The organism is Lactobacillus sp. B4015 (assembly GCF_026536055.1).
In the GTDB taxonomy this organism is placed as follows: Bacteria; Bacillota; Bacilli; order Lactobacillales; family Lactobacillaceae; genus Lactobacillus; species Lactobacillus panisapium.
Genome location: NZ_JAFNOY010000010.1, coordinates 75,798 through 91,317, shown reverse-complemented (window position 1 = coordinate 91,317; position 15,520 = coordinate 75,798). Strand labels below are relative to the sequence as shown.

The following is a 15,520-nucleotide window of genomic DNA, read 5'->3' as shown; positions in this document are numbered from 1 at the left end:
TAATCATCACGACGCCATATGATCCAATCAGTTTCTATCGCAATATAAATTCGATAAATGATATGGCGGTGGATTCGATTAATCAATTGTTAAGGCGAATTAAGCCAATAAAAGTGACGGATCAAATGGTCAAGACCATTAAGCGCAAGGTCGCTCGCCGCAAGAAAAAAAGCTAGCCACCAAAAACCAACTCGGTGTCTAACTTCCAAAATATTTATACAACTGAATTATAGGCTTCTTTTCGCTAAAAGCAAAGCCTAGAAAGGTAAATAATCATGAAAATAAAATGTAAATACACTCAAAGTGATTTCTTCTTCAACCCACCAACATTTCAGCAATTAAACAAATATGGCTTAATTGGCCGTCGTATGGGTGAAGTTAACATTATTGACTATCATGACAATCCTGGCGATAATTTCATCGATGATGGCCTGGTTTGCCAGGTGAAAAATTGTATTAATCAAGCGAATAAGCCACTTGAAATCATCATTTTCATAGATGAAAATATCGTCCATTACTCCGACTTAATTGGCAAGCGGATTACGGCTGATGCAGGCAACTTCTACTATCCAGGCTGGCAGGAAATTCCAACCTATGAAGTGAAAGGCCTACGAATCGCAGGTGATGAAAAATGACATCACTATTATTGAATGGCAAGCAACTTTGCCAAGAACTAAATATCAGCACAGCAATGCTTTACAAACTTCGCAAGGCAGGTATGCCGTACCATCAATTGCCGCATGGCCGACCATATTACAATCTTGATGAGGCTCAAAATTGGCTGATTTCAGCTGGATATCATCAAGAAAAAACTTGGGTTAAGTAGCTTAAAAGAGATAGAATAGAAGCAAGTGACTAATAACTAAGCTTTAATTTCTATCTTTTTTTAATTAAGAAAGGTAGAAAATTATGATTAAGAAGGTAACAAAAGGAAAATATAAAGATAAGTATCAAGTTAGAATCCAACCAACCGATAATATAACTGGCAAGCGGATTAGCTGGACAGTACAATATGCCAACACAGAAAAAGAAGCCAAAAAGATTGAACGTCAAATGTGGGCTGAGTATGAATCAGGCCTCAATCCGAGTGATGGTAAGGTTTGTTTTGCTGTTGATTTTCAACGCTATGTCAACCAACGAGCAAAATCATTAAGCCCTGTGACGCTAAAAGCCTGGCAAGAAACGGCTAATTCGGTGAAAGATTATTTTGGCAAAGCAACAATTTCCAAAATAACCATGCCACTAATCAGCCAATATGCTCACGATTATGTCCAGAAGCACCATGCAACTGTTAGCAACTCATCCAATATTGCTAAAAGATTGGTCCACTTGCGTAATTACTTCAAATCTCTCGAAGGCAAAGTAGTTAAAGAAAATCCAGTCCCAGAAAGAGCCTTGAAATTATTTTTTAAACAGAGTGATTTCACGGTCTCACAGGATTGGCGAATTTTCACTAAATCAGAACTCAAGGCAATGCGGCAATCACTTATCACTGATTTGAAAAATAATCCGGTTGAACTTAATGGTAGTAAATTAGCAATTTTGATTGAAAGTTACACTGGCATGCGAGTTGGCGAGCTGCAAGCCCTGAAGTTTTCTGATATTGTGCAGATAGATAATTATTACACCTTCAGGATTAGTGACAGCTGGTCAGATTTGAGCAAGTCTTTTAATGGTTCTCTCAAAGCCCGGCCTAAAGGAGAGTCCCGAACTCTCTTGCCAATCCCTAAAGATGTAATCGATTTAGTAAAAGATTATCAAGTTAAGCAAAATAAATTTTTAGCAGAACACAATTTAGATAATCCATTAGACTTGATTTTTCTGAATCTACATGACTACAAAAAAGCTAGCAATAAAGAACCAGTCACGCAAAGAAGCATTAATCAAATGCTGCAAAAAGTTTGTCAACAGCTAGATGTAAAATCTAATAAAAAACGCATGAGCCTGTATTCTTTCAGGCACACTATCTGTACGCAACTGGCTAATACGCCGAAAATGTCTTATCCCTGGGCTGCTGAGAAAATGGGACATTCGCTGAACATGTTTATGACTACTTATGTTGGCCTATCAGACGATATAAACAAGGCGATGGCTAATTTGTGGGTTGGCTAACCTGGGAACATTTTAAGAACATTTTTTCATTATCTTACTGTTGAAAATGCTGATATATAAGGATTTGTGACTAGAACCTCTATTCTTCTAGTCAGCATAAAAAAGTTTTAAGAAGTCTATTATTGAGGTTTCATAAATACCTTGATAATAGGCTTTTTGTTTTCTATTTTTAGTTGATGGTAATGCAAAGGGAGATTTTGGCTAGCTTTGCCTCTCCTCCTGATCCTTTTTGTAGCTATTAGAGAAGTTTAAACAAAGATTCTCTTTGAGCATGACTTGTACACTTGTCGGCACACAGTAGCAACTCTGCCAGATAATACTCTAGAAATGTCTTTCAGTGGGCAGCAAGTCGTATGGTTCATAATAACTAAAGAGTTTATGAAATTCTATGCGCCTGTCGAAAAAGTGGATATAATTTAAGATATTAGCAAAATTATTAAACTTTGATTTCCCGATTTCTAGACCTGTGCCAAGGCAATATTTAAGGACATTATTAGCAGACGTTTTTAGAAAACCTGAACGTGCGGATTATAATAAATATCTAAATTGGGAACAATTAATTTTAAGTGATAAGTTGGTATAATAGTAACATGGTAATAAGCGACTTTTTATTAATTATATTTGCAATAGTGTCATCTTTATCCAGAGGAATAATCTCAGTAATTGATCGCTATCAGATGGGATACCGCCATCAAAGCTCAATTAATGTGAATTTTTTGAATAATCTTTGTAGTACTGCATTAGTAACCATATTTTTAATAGGCTTATTAAATAAGTTTCCCACGCCTAAAATAACGGGAAACTACGTTAGCAAAATTATTATTTATGGTTTGCTTGCACAGCTAGTTGCGTATGGGTACAGTTATGTTTTTAAAAAAGTAACGATAATGCAATCAATTGTCTTAAGCAAACTGACAGACTTGTTCATTCCCTTAGCCATCTGTTTAACCATGGGTTACTTTAACAAATCATCATATTTGATCTCAATTATATCTACGATCATTGTAGTTTGTTACATTATTTTTAAGCAAAGACACAGTCAGATGAATGTGACCACTTTGTTAAAAACATTTATGGTTATTGGTCCCCTGTTGATTGTACAAGCAGCACTATCGCCACTATTAACTAAAGGTGTTATAAGGCTGGTTGATCTGGTATATTTCACGATTGCTACGATTTATATTCGTTGTATCATTACAATTATTACTTTTTGGGTTAAGCATCATGGTTTGCGAATTAAGGGTGTAAAAATTAACAAACAGATCTTTTGGATTTATGGTGCCCGTGCAGTTTTGACAATACTAGCACAAGCGACGTATACGTTAGCAACTTCATCACCTAATTCGGGAATTGCGTGGATTTTTCTCAACATGACCAATTTATATAGTGTTATTTTTGGTAGCTTTGCATTAAAGGAAAAAATTCATGTTTCTGATGTGCTGCTGATTATTTGTATATTTGTATTAGCGCTAATATCCAAATAATTAAGTTTAGTGACTGCAAAGGAAGCCATACAGTTTTATTATTAAAGCTTCAAAAGGGCTGTACAAAAAGTAGCGGGATAATGATCAAAATGTATCAGTTACTATAATAAGCAAAGAATCAAAGTAAATTAAAAAGACTAACTCCGATTGAATATCGGGCATTAGTCCTTGGTTAAAATTTATTAAACTGTCCTAATCTTGGGGTTCACATCAATATCAAATACGACTTTTTTAATTTTTCCCATACTTATCTAGAATAACTTTCATGTCTTTGCTATACTCCGGCATGCCTAACGAACTAGTGTGATCAATTGCCATTCGAGCTTTATTTAAATACTCATCCTTTCTTTCATAGTGATAATTCACGATATTTTTAAGTATAAAAATGCAGTTTTTATAAAAAAACAGGTTCGGTTTAGTACTAATTTGATCAGCTGCCTGAATAAAGAATTTTGTTTCTCTATATCTACTTTTCTCAATACACATAATTAACATGTTTATCTCTATTCCTAATATTGTTTCTTGAACATTCGAACTCCCAGAATGGCGAAATTGCGTGATTATTCGCCGACTTATTAACAAGTTGCTATCAAGATCATAAAATGGCATCAAGTTACAATACAAATCTAATTTATTTTCGTCAAAATTAGAGATATTAAAAATCTTTTCTTTCAACTTAATTCGTTCTTTTTCATCAAGATCTTCTACGTGATTACCAACTAAAGCTATCAGTGCATCTATAAGTAGCAACTGATCTTCTTTATCAACTATTTCGCTATTTGCAATGACATTTTTAATATCCTTAAGCTGTTCCTTATCATTATGATAAAACGCTTCATTAATTGCTTCGCCGATATCGCTATTTTCATCATATTTTACTTTATCTTCTTGACTAAGTTTGCCAAAAAATTCCCACAGCTTAATGTTATTAGCATGCAATAATGCAATTAGATCCTCGGCTGTAATTCTGTGCTGATCTTTTTCAACTTTTGAATAATATGATGTACTAATCGTATTGCCAGCCCATTCTTTTTGAGTTTTCAAGCTCTCAATTCGATATTGCTTTAGCAATTGTCCTATTGTCATTCGTGATCCTCCTTAATTTCATTCAAATTTGGCGTTTAACATTCAAATACGACATTTTTGCTATTCCTTATTATACCCACGTTATAACTTAAGATATAAAATATTTAATTTAGGAGTTATCAAATTATGGACATTTTTATAAAGAACAAGGATTATAGAAAATTTACAATCGCCAGTTTCTTATCTGGTGCAGGCAATATTTTGTTTTACTTAGCACTTATTACTTATGCAAGTAAATTAAGAAATTACGCCTTGGCTATTTCATTGATTTCAATTTCAGAATCAGTACCGCAAATTCTTCAAGTTTTTAGTGGATATTTAGCTGACCGTACCAAAAATAAATTCAAATTAATGGTTTGGTTAGCCGTTATACGCTTTGGACTCTATCTAATTGTCGGCTTACTTTTTGCCAGCGGGTTTGCTGGTTGGAACTTAGTTTTAGCTGTTATTGGCATTAACTTAATATCAGATATTGCTGGTTCATACTCTGGTGGCCTTGAAATGCCTCTAATTGTTAATATTGTTGGAAATGATGATCTTGCTGAAGCTGAGGGCTTTCAGAGTGGTATTAACAGTATTATCAATATGATTGCACAATTTATTGGATCTGGTTTATTACTTTTCATGTCTTATTCTAGTCTAGCAATCTTCAATGCTTTAACGTTTCTAGCAGCAGGTGCTCTTTTTGCAAGTGTTGGTCGTAACTACTACAAGACCCACCCTCAGAAAGAAACTGCTCAGGTTAATAAACAGGGTTTCTTTAAAACAATTGCCTCATCATTCAAACAAGTAAAAAAGGCAAATGGTCTGTTAACAGTTGTCTTAGTAATTGCTTTACTAAATGGAGTTTTAGGGACAATTGAACCTTTAATTTCAATCGTAATCGCCGGTAATAAGTCTTCTATGGTCATTGGAACATATAGTTTTACAATCGCTCTAATAGGTGGCGTAATGACTGCTGGTGTAGCACTTGGCAGTATCGTAGGAACCAAATTACTCAAGAATATGTCATTATTTACTGTAGCAATCATTTCAACTATTTTAAGTGCTGCAGTTATTGGTACAATGCTTATTAAAAATGTTTTTATTTGCTTGCCTGTTATGGCAAGTCTTGCAACAGTTATTGGTACGGCTAGCCCGAAATTAACACAATGGCTTGTTGAAGCAGTTGATCAAGATATTTTGTCATCAACTATGGGAATGCTTAGCACAATTTTAGTAGTGACTGCGCCAGTTATGACAACGATTTTTACTACAATTACTGCTTCTTTCAGTATTACTATCGCATTAACCTTGTTAGGTGTAACTTGCTTAATGGTCTTAGCAATAATAGTAAGGGTAGTTTATTCTATTAACAAAAAGAATAAACATACAGCTGTTAATGCAGCATAATTAGAAATAAATTTATTACATTTACCTGTCCTTAATTTATACCAAAGCAACTTATGTAATGTGCATTAAGCGAAGTTGCTACGAAACCCAGTGCTACAAGACTAAAAACTGCAGCAAATAATTGTTTGTGAATTTAAAGTTGTATAGCAAAAGAGAAGACTGTTAAATCAGTCTTCCTTTTTTGTTACCTAGTAATTTCACAATTAGATCAATTGCTATATTTTTACTTAACTTGTATTTTCTTATGTCTATAGAACTTAAGATGTGTATATAAAAATGCTAAAAAACTATAACGTATTCATACCAATGGAAAATATTAGCAAATCCAATCAAAGACAACAGTAATGTAAAAATTAAAGTAAAACTAAAAAGACTAAGTCCGATTGAATATCGGGCATTAGTCCTTAGTTAAAATTTATTAAACTGTCCTAATTTTGGGATTCACATCAAAAGTAGGTAAGAGCCTTTTTTATTTAATCTGCTGTATTATTAAATTGATGATCTTTTTGATCAAACCATTGACGGGCGAAATCAATTAAGGGATGCAAATTGATTACTTTAATTGTACCTTTAACTAATTTAAGTGATTTAAATTCATTGGGATATTTAGCTTCAAAAGCTGCACCTAATTCGTTGAAATCATCATATAAGTCCATATCTACATTACGATACTTCGTCCAAATGGTTTTACCATCCTTATCAATTCCGGTCGCAGCTGAATCAATCTCAGTTTTGCGCGGAATCGTTGATTCAGCATAATGAAGCATAGTGCAAGTTTCATAATCTGTACCTAGGAAAATCGTTTTGCCATTATTTTGATATAAATAATCAAGCGGACTATTGATTCCATACGGAATATTTAAAGGTTGCTTTTCTGCAATCTCATTAGCATTTCTACCCCAAATAGCTATTGGTAGAAACGGATGTGAGCTTCTTACAACGCCTGGAAGATTTCTGAAATACTCAGGGGTAACTCCTAAACCATCAGTTGCAGAAGTTTCAGGATTATAAGGTGGCATTGAATCTCTAATAACTTGAATCAAATCTTCGCGAACGGGTGGATATTCCCAAGTTGCAGGATCACAGTTTGTTGAGACTTCTGATGGCATCATTAAAGTTCCATCAGATAAAGTTTCCTTAAGTGCATTAACGATTGTTTCAGCTCCGCCAGGGAAGTATTGAAATTTACTCATTGCGGTGTGAACGATGCAGGAATCTGTACTTTTAACTCCCAATTTCTCGAAAGCTTCTTTTAAATCATTTATTGTGACAACAGCATCGATTAAATTTTCAGACATAATTATTCCTTTTCTAAAATAAAAATATTATTGGCTAGGTCTGAAAACTGCAACTCTTGCTTTAATTTCGGCATTGTTAATTTTATTCTTTTTATTGCTCATCTCGTTTTTCCTTTCGACTTAAATCGTAATGTTATTTTAGCATTTCTACATGTAGATGAAAATAGTCGCCCAAAGATGTTTGTTTGATTATTTTATTATTAATTGATTACTCGTATAAAGATGGTAACTCGAATAAAAGGGGTCAAGCTTTCCTTTCAACTTATGTTAAAAAATAGAAAATTATATAAAGAAAATTCTCAAACTTTGAAGCTGTTAATGGGTTTGCACTTTGTCTGCACTCTGTGAATAGAGCGCAGCGCAGGTTATAAACATTAATATTTCAAGTAATAATGACTGGAACCCTTGTCTTTCTAGTCAGCATAATTGAGATCGCACACTTAAGCGTAAGAAAATTGCTTGAAAGAGGACATCATGAAAGCTATAGTAAATTGCATCAAGGTTAAATAAAGTATGTAAGTTCTAATTTTAAAATTAGTTATTCGCATACTTTATTTTTGGAACTTAAAGGAATAGCTATTAAGATGAAAGTTTTAAGGGGGATTAAAAATAAGATCTTATATCTTTGCTTATTTGTAATCTTATTCGTAATTATTCAAATACCCACAATAAGTGAAGACTTTTTTAGGGGAGAAAGTTCGAAAAATATAAATTTAGTTTTACATGTTGCTATCTCATTTTTTAGCACAATAATAATATTTTTAATCGTTGATACCATTTATCATCGCTTGAATCCCAAACCGATGTTTTTGAAAAATAGTATGATTAGAAACTATAGCTTTGCAGCTATCTTTGCATTATTTTCACAAGCTTTACAATTTATTATTACACTGCTTGAAAAGGGAAATGATCAAGATTTAGAGCTATTTGCTGTTTCGCGATCAAGACTTGCACCGCTTTTAATAATTACGTTAGTTGTGATTTCGCCATTCTTAGAAGTAGTGTTATGGCAAGGAATTTTACAGGGCGGGATTTTAAAAGATCTTTCACCCTCTTTTTCAATAATAATTACAAGCGTATTATTCGCATTTGCTCATGGCTATTCCTTTAACTATTGCACTTTAGAATTATTATGTTCAGGAATTGCATACTCTTTTTTATATTATGTTACTGATGATTTGGGGTCAGTAGTATTCTGTCACGGTTTATCAAATTTTATTGTCTATTTAATAAACTTTGTTTTTTGAACTTAGTATCGAAAAATTTATTTGTTATCGAAGTATTTAAAGAACGTGGCAAGCAATATTACAATCTGTTTCATTAGGTTAAACCAAAAGGCTCAGTTAACTAGCTGTAACTGAGCTTTTTGCTTGTCTTTTAATTGTATTAAATCAGAAGATAAAGAATAAATGTTAAATATAGTTGACATTTTAGGAAAATAGTCTAATATATGTGACATAAAGATGTCAGATATATATGACATTAGCAAAAAGGATCGATCTATGAATCACGTGAAGGAATATCGTAAACAAAAAGGTTTATCGCAAAAGGCGTTGGCTGATGAAATTGGCGTTGCCAGACAAACAATCAACCTAATTGAAAAAAATAAGTATAATCCGTCATTAAACTTATGCTTGAAATTGGCTAATGCTCTAGGGACAGACCTTAATTCATTGTTTTGGTCTGGAAATAACAATATGTCTGAGTAAAAATTGTGTGCTGAAAGCTTTCAGTTAGAAAATACTGAGTATTTCCAAGCAGCAAGTTCAGGTTTTACGATGGAGATTTTTAAGAAATAAATTGATCAAGGAGAAAGATGTTATGGAAAAGAAAAATAGCTTGTTTTTTCGCTATATGAAATATTGGTATGGCATTTATGGTCCATTAGATGAATATAAGAGATCTGAAGTAGAAAGGATTGGCAACAATGCATTCTTCATTGTCTCTTTACCAATGAACTTTGTGATGATACTAGCAATTGCTGTTGGTAATTTACAGATTGCCTATAAAACTACTCTAGCTTATATCATTATGTTGTTTGGCTGGTTTATTCTTGAGTTAACTGCTGATTCTTATATTTTACATCAATTAAAAAAGCTTAAACTGCAAATTTATGAAGTAGAAAATAATCAAGTTAAAAATGTCAAAAAGAAAATTTGGACTACAAGTTGGATTAGCGGATTATTCTTTGGAGCGTTGATGACAGCAGTAACTAATGTGATTATTCATCAAGATTTTGCTAGCTTCTATACGTTATTTGAATTTTTACTCTTTACAGCTGTGATGGCGTTAGCGAATGGTTTTGAACGAACAAGGCACATCAAAGTGGTAGAAGATGAGGATTAAGTGCTGAAATTTTAAACAGGTAAAAATAAGTCAAAAAAGATATCGGAATAGAGCAAGAATTTAACGGTTTACCTGTTAGCATTCTGACATTATAACGATAGATATAGTTACAAAAGAAACTTATCTTTATCAAAAGTATCTCGAAAAGTAATCATATTATTGCCGCGCTGTTTCAACGTTAGTGATTGGATATAGCAATAAAGTTCATGCGAAGCTTTTATTTGCACTATAGAAGTTGATTTAAAATAATTAAGCTTAATTTATCAATGTTTTACAGAGATAAGTTAAGCTTATTTTTTTGCGTAACAAGCAGGTTATTTCAGTCGTGATAACAAGAAAATGTCTCTTACTTCAAACTTTATTATTTAATTTAAACTAATAGCTCTTAGGCTCTCAAATTTGCTTTCAGCGAATTGAAGATTTCTAAAAAATAGGATGCCATGTGTTTCATATTTAATTTTGTCAGCAAGGTGATGATTTGTAAGATTTCTTGGTCATTTTGATTTTCTAAATAAGTCATAAGAGAGTTTAAAAAATATCTGCCCATGATTAGTTGCATTTCATTTTCTGGCAATATGACGAGGTTAATCTTATTCAAAATACTTTGAGCGTATTTAAACTCGGAAGCTTTTAATAAACTAATAATTGCTTCAAACAAAGTAGTAATTGCAAAGTGTAAAGTGTTTTTCCCGGCTTTATTGATGAAATCGAAATTGGCAATAACCTGCGAACTAATTTGAAAGATAATTGACGGACTAAGAATGTTTGTAACATTTTGGAATAACGACAAATTTTCTTGTGACCAGATTGTAAGTTTAGAAAGTTGCTTATTCAGTTTATTTTGATCAGACACTGGAAAAATATTAATTTTACTGATGCGCTGATATAATGCGCAGGAAAGAGCTGCATAATCAAGACTAAATAATTTATTGTCTTGGTGAAACTTAGTGAGACTTTTTTGAGCGATGATTTTTAATTCCTGCTCATTTTGGGTATTCCATGCGGATTCTAATTCTTGTGCTTCATTGTCAGGCATGTCCAACTTGTTTAAAGCGATATATTCCGAAGTGGTGATATTAATTCGTTCAAATAATTTAATCGCTTTATGAAGGTCCATATTCCCTTGGCCGTTTTCCCAGCGAGATAACATTGGAACAGAACATATTCCTTTAGATGCATCAGTTAGCGTAATATGTTGTTCTTGTCTTAGTTCTTTAAAATTCATCATGAACATCTTTCTTTTATAAAATCTGGCTAAATTTATCATATATGAAAGAACTGCAAATACAACTGAAGTATTTGTGATTTAATATGATCAACTTAAATCAAGAGGAAAAAATTATGTCATTAAAATTCGCAAATAAAGGGAAATTGGTACTGTATGTTCTGCTAGCAACAATTAGTGCTTGTGGCAATGTTGTTATTGCTTATATTACCAAAATTATGTTGAATAGTGCGCAATATCATCATGGGACGCTTAAGCAGTTAGTTTTAATTGCTCTTATTGGAGCCGGGATCTTAATTGTAATTATGTTTACTAATTTCGCTTATCGCTACCTTCGCTGTGATATTGTGCGTGACATTAATGTTGAGCTTAAGGACAAAACCATTAGCTACATCATTCAGCAGCAATCCGATTCGCAAAAAGATGGTTTAAACTTAATGACCAATGATTTAAAGCAAATCGAAACATCGAAGATCACTAATGAATTAATGATTATTTCTGAAGCGCTTGCCTTTGCGATCTCAATTATTGTTGGCTTACTTAATTCTTGGGTTCTAACTTTAATTTTCGTCATTGCAACGTCTATTCCTGGCTTTATCCAAAAATTTTTCATTAAGAGTATTCAGAAAAAATCTGCCGAATGGGAAAAACAAAATGCAGAATACACTCAAGCCGTATCAGATGCCATTAATGGCTCAAAAACCGCGATGCTTTATGATGTGCAAATTCCAGTTGTTTCCTATGTGATTAAGCAAGCCAAGCAAATGGAAGATGCCTTGCGTTCATTAAATTATACTCAAGGGGCGGTTTCAACCATCATTATGACTGTTGCAGACATTTTTAGTTTTATCATTCCGTTTTTGGTTGGAGCTATTTTGATGTTTAATGGGCAAATTGGTGCTGGTACTTTAGTCATGATTGTCCAATTATCTAACGACTTCATTAATCCTGTTACGATGATTTTTGATCAGATTAATCAAATTCGATCTACTAAGCCAATGTGGGACAAAGTTGAAAAAGCACTGGCAATTAAAGCAATCAGTTCGGAAAATGTGACCGCACAATCTTTTACTCAATTGGACGTTGCTAATCTGACCTATGAGCAAAATAGTAAATTGCTTTTTGATAACGTCAATTTTTCGCTTGAGTCTGGTGAGAAAATACTGCTGATGGCTCCTAGCGGCTGGGGTAAAACGACTTTACTACGTTTATTGGTAGGGCAAATTTCTCCAAGTAAAGGGACAATCAAAATTGATCAAGAGTCGATTAACGGTAATTGGGCTAAAGCTCACGATTACTTTGGCTACATTAATCAGAAACCATTTGTTTTTGACCGCGATTTGAAATTCAACATTACTTTAGGCAAGGATGTCAGTGGCCGGCAACTTGAAGATGCTATCGAAGAAGCTGGCCTGGCTAAACTGGTGAAGGAAAAAGGACTAAATTATGCTGTGGGACAAAATGGCAGTAACTTATCTGGCGGTCAAATTCAAAGAATAGAAATTGCTCGTGCGCTGCTTGCCAAGCGGCCAATTCTGTTAGCAGATGAAGCAACTAGTGCATTAGATGCCAAACTTTCCTTACAAATTCATCAAACCTTACTCAATAATCCTAAAGTTGCTGTAATTGAAGTTGCACATAAAATTTCTGAGCAAGAAAAAGCAATGTTTAATCAAATTATCGACTTGGGAAGTTAATAGGGTAGGTAGGCCGTTTGATGACAGTAGATAGAATGAAGCTAACTATCAATTTTTTAGCCAGATAGTCAGAGCAAAAAGAAAGCATAAAAGACAAGCTATATTTTTGCTTGTCTTTTGTGTCTAAAAATACTTGATTAGTAATGTCTAATTTTTGTTAATAAGAAATTTAGCTGAGTTCATAAAATTAATGAACTTTAACCTTTTAAGTAGACTTTAACTGTTTCAGCTACAAACTTATATTCTTGGTCATTAAATGGCCCATCTAAAATGCAGACTTTTGCAGTTGCTTGTTCTACATCAATATCAAAAACTCGATAAATTTGATAAGAATCAGGATGTTTTTTAGCAATGTTACACTCATTCTTAGACATATAAAAGCCATCAATGCTCTTTCTAGTCGTAGATTTAACTTCAATTAATAATTCTTTATCATCTTTATTAAAGGCTTTAATATCGTATCCTAGTCCATCACCTATCGTAGATGAAACGTGTTCAGGCTCTTTGATACCCTTCTCGTCTGCATCTTTTTTTAGCAGGTCAAAAACTATTTGCTCACCAAGATCTCCAATAGTTTTTTGTCTTTTTTGTATTTTTGTGAAATCAATATTTTTTTTGATTGAATTTTTTGTAGAAACATGGGTACTATTTTTACTATTCTTGCTATTAATGACAGTTAATTCAAATTTTGAACTCGGTATATCCTCTATTAAAGGTATATCCTCTGAATCATCTACGTTAGTTCCAGCATCTAGAACATACGATTGACCTGACATCAAGTTAAGAAAATCTTGTTTTTCTATCTTATTTATACCATATTGATTCCAAAAATTTTTCCAGCCATTATTTATTTTTTTCTTCTTCTCCCACTGCAAATTTTCGATGATAGAGTCACCTTGTTTAATGGGCCAAGTTAATATAAAGCCATCACATATTTCAGCAATAACATTTCCCTTATCATCAGGTTTTGAAATTGAAGATATTACTCCACCACCATAAATTACAAACTTATGATCTTTAGTTGCACGTTGTGGTTTGCGATAAAGAAAAATATCATGCTTTTTTAGCTGATTATTCCAGTTAATATTATATTTATATATTTTGTAGTCTTTATCTACTTGTTCGTAATTTGCTCCATGTGAATCTAAAATAAAAAACTCCGCATCATTATAAATAGACACGATCTTCTCAATTCTTTGCATGTAAGATACTCCTTATGTAATTAATAGAACAATAACCAATAATATTTATCATATTACAATGATTGAAATATATAAATATATAAGTATTTTCAAGCTACATGTTGAGGTGATAGATAAACCTTTAAGAACAACACATTTTTTACTTAGGGTCTAATATGTAGTTTGCAAACAATATTATCTAAAATAAAAAGCTTATAATTAGGATATTTCTGAATGGGAAGCTGCTATCCAATGTTTTAAAGTCTTATCATGGAATTCTAACAGAAAGCATTGAAGTTTTCTTTTGCTTCTAAGAAATATGAAATCAGAATGAGTTAACTCACGGAGAAAATTTTGCTCACGACGAGGTTAAACAGGTTTGTCAGAATCTTGGTCTAGGACAGCTAATTAAGGAAAAAGGTTTTGACTATCAGTTAGGGGATAATGCGGATCAACTGTCGGGTGGACAGTTGTCACGAATTGAACTTGCACGGGCCATTTTAGCTGGCCGGCCAGTTATGCTGCTGGATGAGGTCAATGCATCGCTTGATAAGCCAACTTCAAAAATGATTCATGATTATTTATTTAACACTGACTTTACTTTTATTGAGGTAATTCACCATTATGAGCCTGAAGAACTAAGGCGTTATGATGTGGTGATTGATTTTGACAACTACATAGACAAATTAAAATAAAAATTAGACAAGTGGATGAGTGAAAATTGGCCTGAGCTTAAAGCAAAAGATGGATAATTTTTTACAAAGTAAGTGTATTAATTTAAAAAGAATGAAATGCGATCAGCCTGAGGACGCCATAAAAAAATCACCAGATTTTCTGGTGGTTTTTTTATGCATGATATTTTTTCGAAAAATGGTCAATACTTTTTTGATAAATCATTGGTGCAGGGAAAGTAAATACGAAAAGATATGCGAAACATATCAGATCATCCGGAAGTTTGCTAAAGATACCTATACTATGAATAAAATTTAGTATTTGAGTTTTAAACTCACCTAGCAAAAACATAATCAATATAAGCCAAAAGAAATATATGATAAACATTAAACGCTTAATTTTTTTGAATTGTTTTTTATCTTTCATTGATAATATTCCCGACCTTTTACGTATATATAAAAATTATTTTTATTGATATCCCCAACTAATTGCGGAACCTTTATTACTAAAACTTACGTAAATTCCTCTGTCCATAGCTTTACTTCCAGCATTAGTAGCAATAGAAGTTATAGCTGTTGCTACAGTTCCTGCAAGGTAAGGATGTCCAGCTGCAGTCAGTGCGGCTCCTATAGCCGTAGCAACAGCTGCTGATCCACCATAAACTGCTAACTTAACAATAGCACTGTTTACATAAACGGTAAAGCCATGTTTATTAGTTTTAATATACGTACCACCACGCCGCATCATATCTTGCATTAAAGCAGCTTGATAATCTTCTTTACCTAAAATACTTTTTACATCATAGTCTTTGGCTTCAAGTGTATCAAAAATTTCTTTGTTAGAAATTGATACGACTTGATCATCATTATTGGATTGTTTAACATTTGTAATAGTATCAGCATGTACAACCTGGGTTGTTAAAATACTATTTCCTAGTGTTGATGCTACTGGACTCAATGCTAATGTAGTCAAACCAGCAATCACTGCTTTTTTAAATTTCATAATTATTTACTCCTTCTAAATTTAA

At 32.9% G+C, this 15,520-nt stretch carries 14 protein-coding genes and 1 pseudogene; 10 read left to right on the top strand and 5 right to left on the bottom strand.

Features of this window, described 5'->3' with window-relative positions; translation table 11 throughout:
- The first annotated feature begins 275 nt into the window (after positions 1-275).
- The 4 genes from J3U71_RS10060 to J3U71_RS10045 all read left to right on the top strand — a co-directional run bounded on the left by J3U71_RS10060 (position 276) and on the right by J3U71_RS10045 (position 3,596).
- On the top strand, positions 276-635 hold the full coding sequence (locus tag J3U71_RS10060; protein ID WP_267394083.1) for a hypothetical protein: 360 nt from the start codon (positions 276-278) through the stop codon (positions 633-635).
- Positions 632-826, top strand: a complete 195-nt coding sequence (locus tag J3U71_RS10055; RefSeq protein WP_267394081.1) for a helix-turn-helix transcriptional regulator — start codon at positions 632-634, stop codon at positions 824-826. The genes J3U71_RS10060 and J3U71_RS10055 overlap by 4 nt, the downstream gene beginning before the upstream one ends.
- Before the next feature lie 83 nt (positions 827-909).
- Positions 910-2,112 (top strand): tyrosine-type recombinase/integrase, encoded by a 1,203-nt coding sequence (locus tag J3U71_RS10050; RefSeq protein WP_267394079.1) that lies wholly within the window; start codon positions 910-912, stop codon positions 2,110-2,112.
- Between the two features lie 887 nt (positions 2,113-2,999).
- Positions 3,000-3,596 carry a hypothetical protein gene (locus J3U71_RS10045; protein ID WP_127326214.1) on the top strand — a complete coding sequence of 199 codons (597 nt, stop codon included), beginning with the start codon at positions 3,000-3,002 and terminating at the stop codon, positions 3,594-3,596.
- Between the two features lie 231 nt (positions 3,597-3,827).
- Here the strand turns inward: J3U71_RS10045 and J3U71_RS10040 are convergent, their stop codons facing one another.
- Positions 3,828-4,682, bottom strand: coding sequence for a helix-turn-helix domain-containing protein (locus tag J3U71_RS10040; RefSeq protein WP_267394075.1), 855 nt, complete (start codon positions 4,680-4,682; stop codon positions 3,828-3,830).
- Positions 4,683-4,808: 126 nt separating this feature from the next.
- Here J3U71_RS10040 and J3U71_RS10035 point away from each other — a divergent pair, with 126 nt between their 5' ends.
- Positions 4,809-6,074 (top strand): MFS transporter, encoded by a 1,266-nt coding sequence (locus J3U71_RS10035; protein WP_267394072.1) that lies wholly within the window; start codon positions 4,809-4,811, stop codon positions 6,072-6,074.
- Positions 6,075-6,547: 473 nt separating this feature from the next.
- On the opposite strand, the gene J3U71_RS10030 is transcribed toward J3U71_RS10035, so the two are convergent.
- Positions 6,548-7,372 (bottom strand): aminoglycoside N(3)-acetyltransferase, encoded by an 825-nt coding sequence (locus J3U71_RS10030; protein WP_267394070.1) that lies wholly within the window; start codon positions 7,370-7,372, stop codon positions 6,548-6,550.
- Between the two features lie 584 nt (positions 7,373-7,956).
- On the opposite strand from J3U71_RS10030, the gene J3U71_RS10025 reads away from it, so the two are divergent.
- The 3 genes from J3U71_RS10025 to J3U71_RS10015 all read left to right on the top strand — a co-directional run bounded on the left by J3U71_RS10025 (position 7,957) and on the right by J3U71_RS10015 (position 9,718).
- Positions 7,957-8,619, top strand: coding sequence for a CPBP family intramembrane glutamic endopeptidase (locus J3U71_RS10025; RefSeq protein WP_267394068.1), 663 nt, complete (start codon positions 7,957-7,959; stop codon positions 8,617-8,619).
- A gap of 255 nt (positions 8,620-8,874) precedes the next feature.
- Positions 8,875-9,081, top strand: coding sequence for a helix-turn-helix transcriptional regulator (locus tag J3U71_RS10020; RefSeq protein WP_220269651.1), 207 nt, complete (start codon positions 8,875-8,877; stop codon positions 9,079-9,081).
- 112 nt (positions 9,082-9,193) lie between these two features.
- On the top strand, positions 9,194-9,718 hold the full coding sequence (locus J3U71_RS10015) for a DUF3278 domain-containing protein (protein ID WP_220268818.1): 525 nt from the start codon (positions 9,194-9,196) through the stop codon (positions 9,716-9,718).
- A 385-nt stretch (positions 9,719-10,103) separates the two neighbouring features.
- Here the strand turns inward: J3U71_RS10015 and J3U71_RS10010 are convergent, their stop codons facing one another.
- Positions 10,104-10,946 (bottom strand): Rgg/GadR/MutR family transcriptional regulator, encoded by an 843-nt coding sequence (locus tag J3U71_RS10010; protein ID WP_267394065.1) that lies wholly within the window; start codon positions 10,944-10,946, stop codon positions 10,104-10,106.
- A 113-nt stretch (positions 10,947-11,059) separates the two neighbouring features.
- On the opposite strand from J3U71_RS10010, the gene J3U71_RS10005 reads away from it, so the two are divergent.
- Positions 11,060-12,640: an ATP-binding cassette domain-containing protein gene (locus tag J3U71_RS10005; protein WP_267394063.1), complete on the top strand. Its 1,581-nt coding sequence runs from the start codon at positions 11,060-11,062 to the stop codon at positions 12,638-12,640.
- A 197-nt stretch (positions 12,641-12,837) separates the two neighbouring features.
- Here J3U71_RS10005 and J3U71_RS10000 read toward each other — a convergent pair whose 3' ends face one another.
- Positions 12,838-13,842 (bottom strand): DUF3883 domain-containing protein, encoded by a 1,005-nt coding sequence (locus J3U71_RS10000; RefSeq protein WP_103752662.1) that lies wholly within the window; start codon positions 13,840-13,842, stop codon positions 12,838-12,840.
- 314 nt (positions 13,843-14,156) lie between these two features.
- Between J3U71_RS10000 and J3U71_RS09995 the strand changes: the two are divergent.
- Positions 14,157-14,516 (top strand): annotated as a pseudogene (locus tag J3U71_RS09995) (ATP-binding cassette domain-containing protein); the annotation flags it as partial.
- A gap of 445 nt (positions 14,517-14,961) precedes the next feature.
- On the opposite strand, the gene J3U71_RS09990 reads toward J3U71_RS09995, so the two are convergent.
- On the bottom strand, positions 14,962-15,495 hold the full coding sequence (locus J3U71_RS09990; RefSeq protein WP_267394060.1) for a hypothetical protein: 534 nt from the start codon (positions 15,493-15,495) through the stop codon (positions 14,962-14,964).
- Positions 15,496-15,520: the final 25 nt, after the last annotated feature.

What these genes read in the sequence shown, in the direction of transcription:
- J3U71_RS10055 (WP_267394081.1), top strand. Translation starts at nt 632, where the DNA reads ATGACATCACTATTATTGAATGGCAAGCAACTTTGCCAAGAACTAAAT.
- J3U71_RS10010 (WP_267394065.1), bottom strand. Translation starts at nt 10,946, where the DNA reads ATGATGAATTTTAAAGAACTAAGACAAGAACAACATATTACGCTAACT.
- J3U71_RS10025 (WP_267394068.1), top strand. Translation starts at nt 7,957, where the DNA reads ATGAAAGTTTTAAGGGGGATTAAAAATAAGATCTTATATCTTTGCTTA.
- J3U71_RS10005 (WP_267394063.1), top strand. Translation starts at nt 11,060, where the DNA reads ATGTCATTAAAATTCGCAAATAAAGGGAAATTGGTACTGTATGTTCTG.
- J3U71_RS10000 (WP_103752662.1), bottom strand. Translation starts at nt 13,842, where the DNA reads ATGCAAAGAATTGAGAAGATCGTGTCTATTTATAATGATGCGGAGTTT.
- J3U71_RS10035 (WP_267394072.1), top strand. Translation starts at nt 4,809, where the DNA reads ATGGACATTTTTATAAAGAACAAGGATTATAGAAAATTTACAATCGCC.
- J3U71_RS10040 (WP_267394075.1), bottom strand. Translation starts at nt 4,682, where the DNA reads ATGACAATAGGACAATTGCTAAAGCAATATCGAATTGAGAGCTTGAAA.
- J3U71_RS10020 (WP_220269651.1), top strand. Translation starts at nt 8,875, where the DNA reads ATGAATCACGTGAAGGAATATCGTAAACAAAAAGGTTTATCGCAAAAG.
- J3U71_RS10015 (WP_220268818.1), top strand. Translation starts at nt 9,194, where the DNA reads ATGGAAAAGAAAAATAGCTTGTTTTTTCGCTATATGAAATATTGGTAT.
- J3U71_RS10060 (WP_267394083.1), top strand. Translation starts at nt 276, where the DNA reads ATGAAAATAAAATGTAAATACACTCAAAGTGATTTCTTCTTCAACCCA.
- J3U71_RS10030 (WP_267394070.1), bottom strand. Translation starts at nt 7,372, where the DNA reads ATGTCTGAAAATTTAATCGATGCTGTTGTCACAATAAATGATTTAAAA.
- J3U71_RS10050 (WP_267394079.1), top strand. Translation starts at nt 910, where the DNA reads ATGATTAAGAAGGTAACAAAAGGAAAATATAAAGATAAGTATCAAGTT.
- J3U71_RS10045 (WP_127326214.1), top strand. Translation starts at nt 3,000, where the DNA reads ATGCAATCAATTGTCTTAAGCAAACTGACAGACTTGTTCATTCCCTTA.
- J3U71_RS09990 (WP_267394060.1), bottom strand. Translation starts at nt 15,495, where the DNA reads ATGAAATTTAAAAAAGCAGTGATTGCTGGTTTGACTACATTAGCATTG.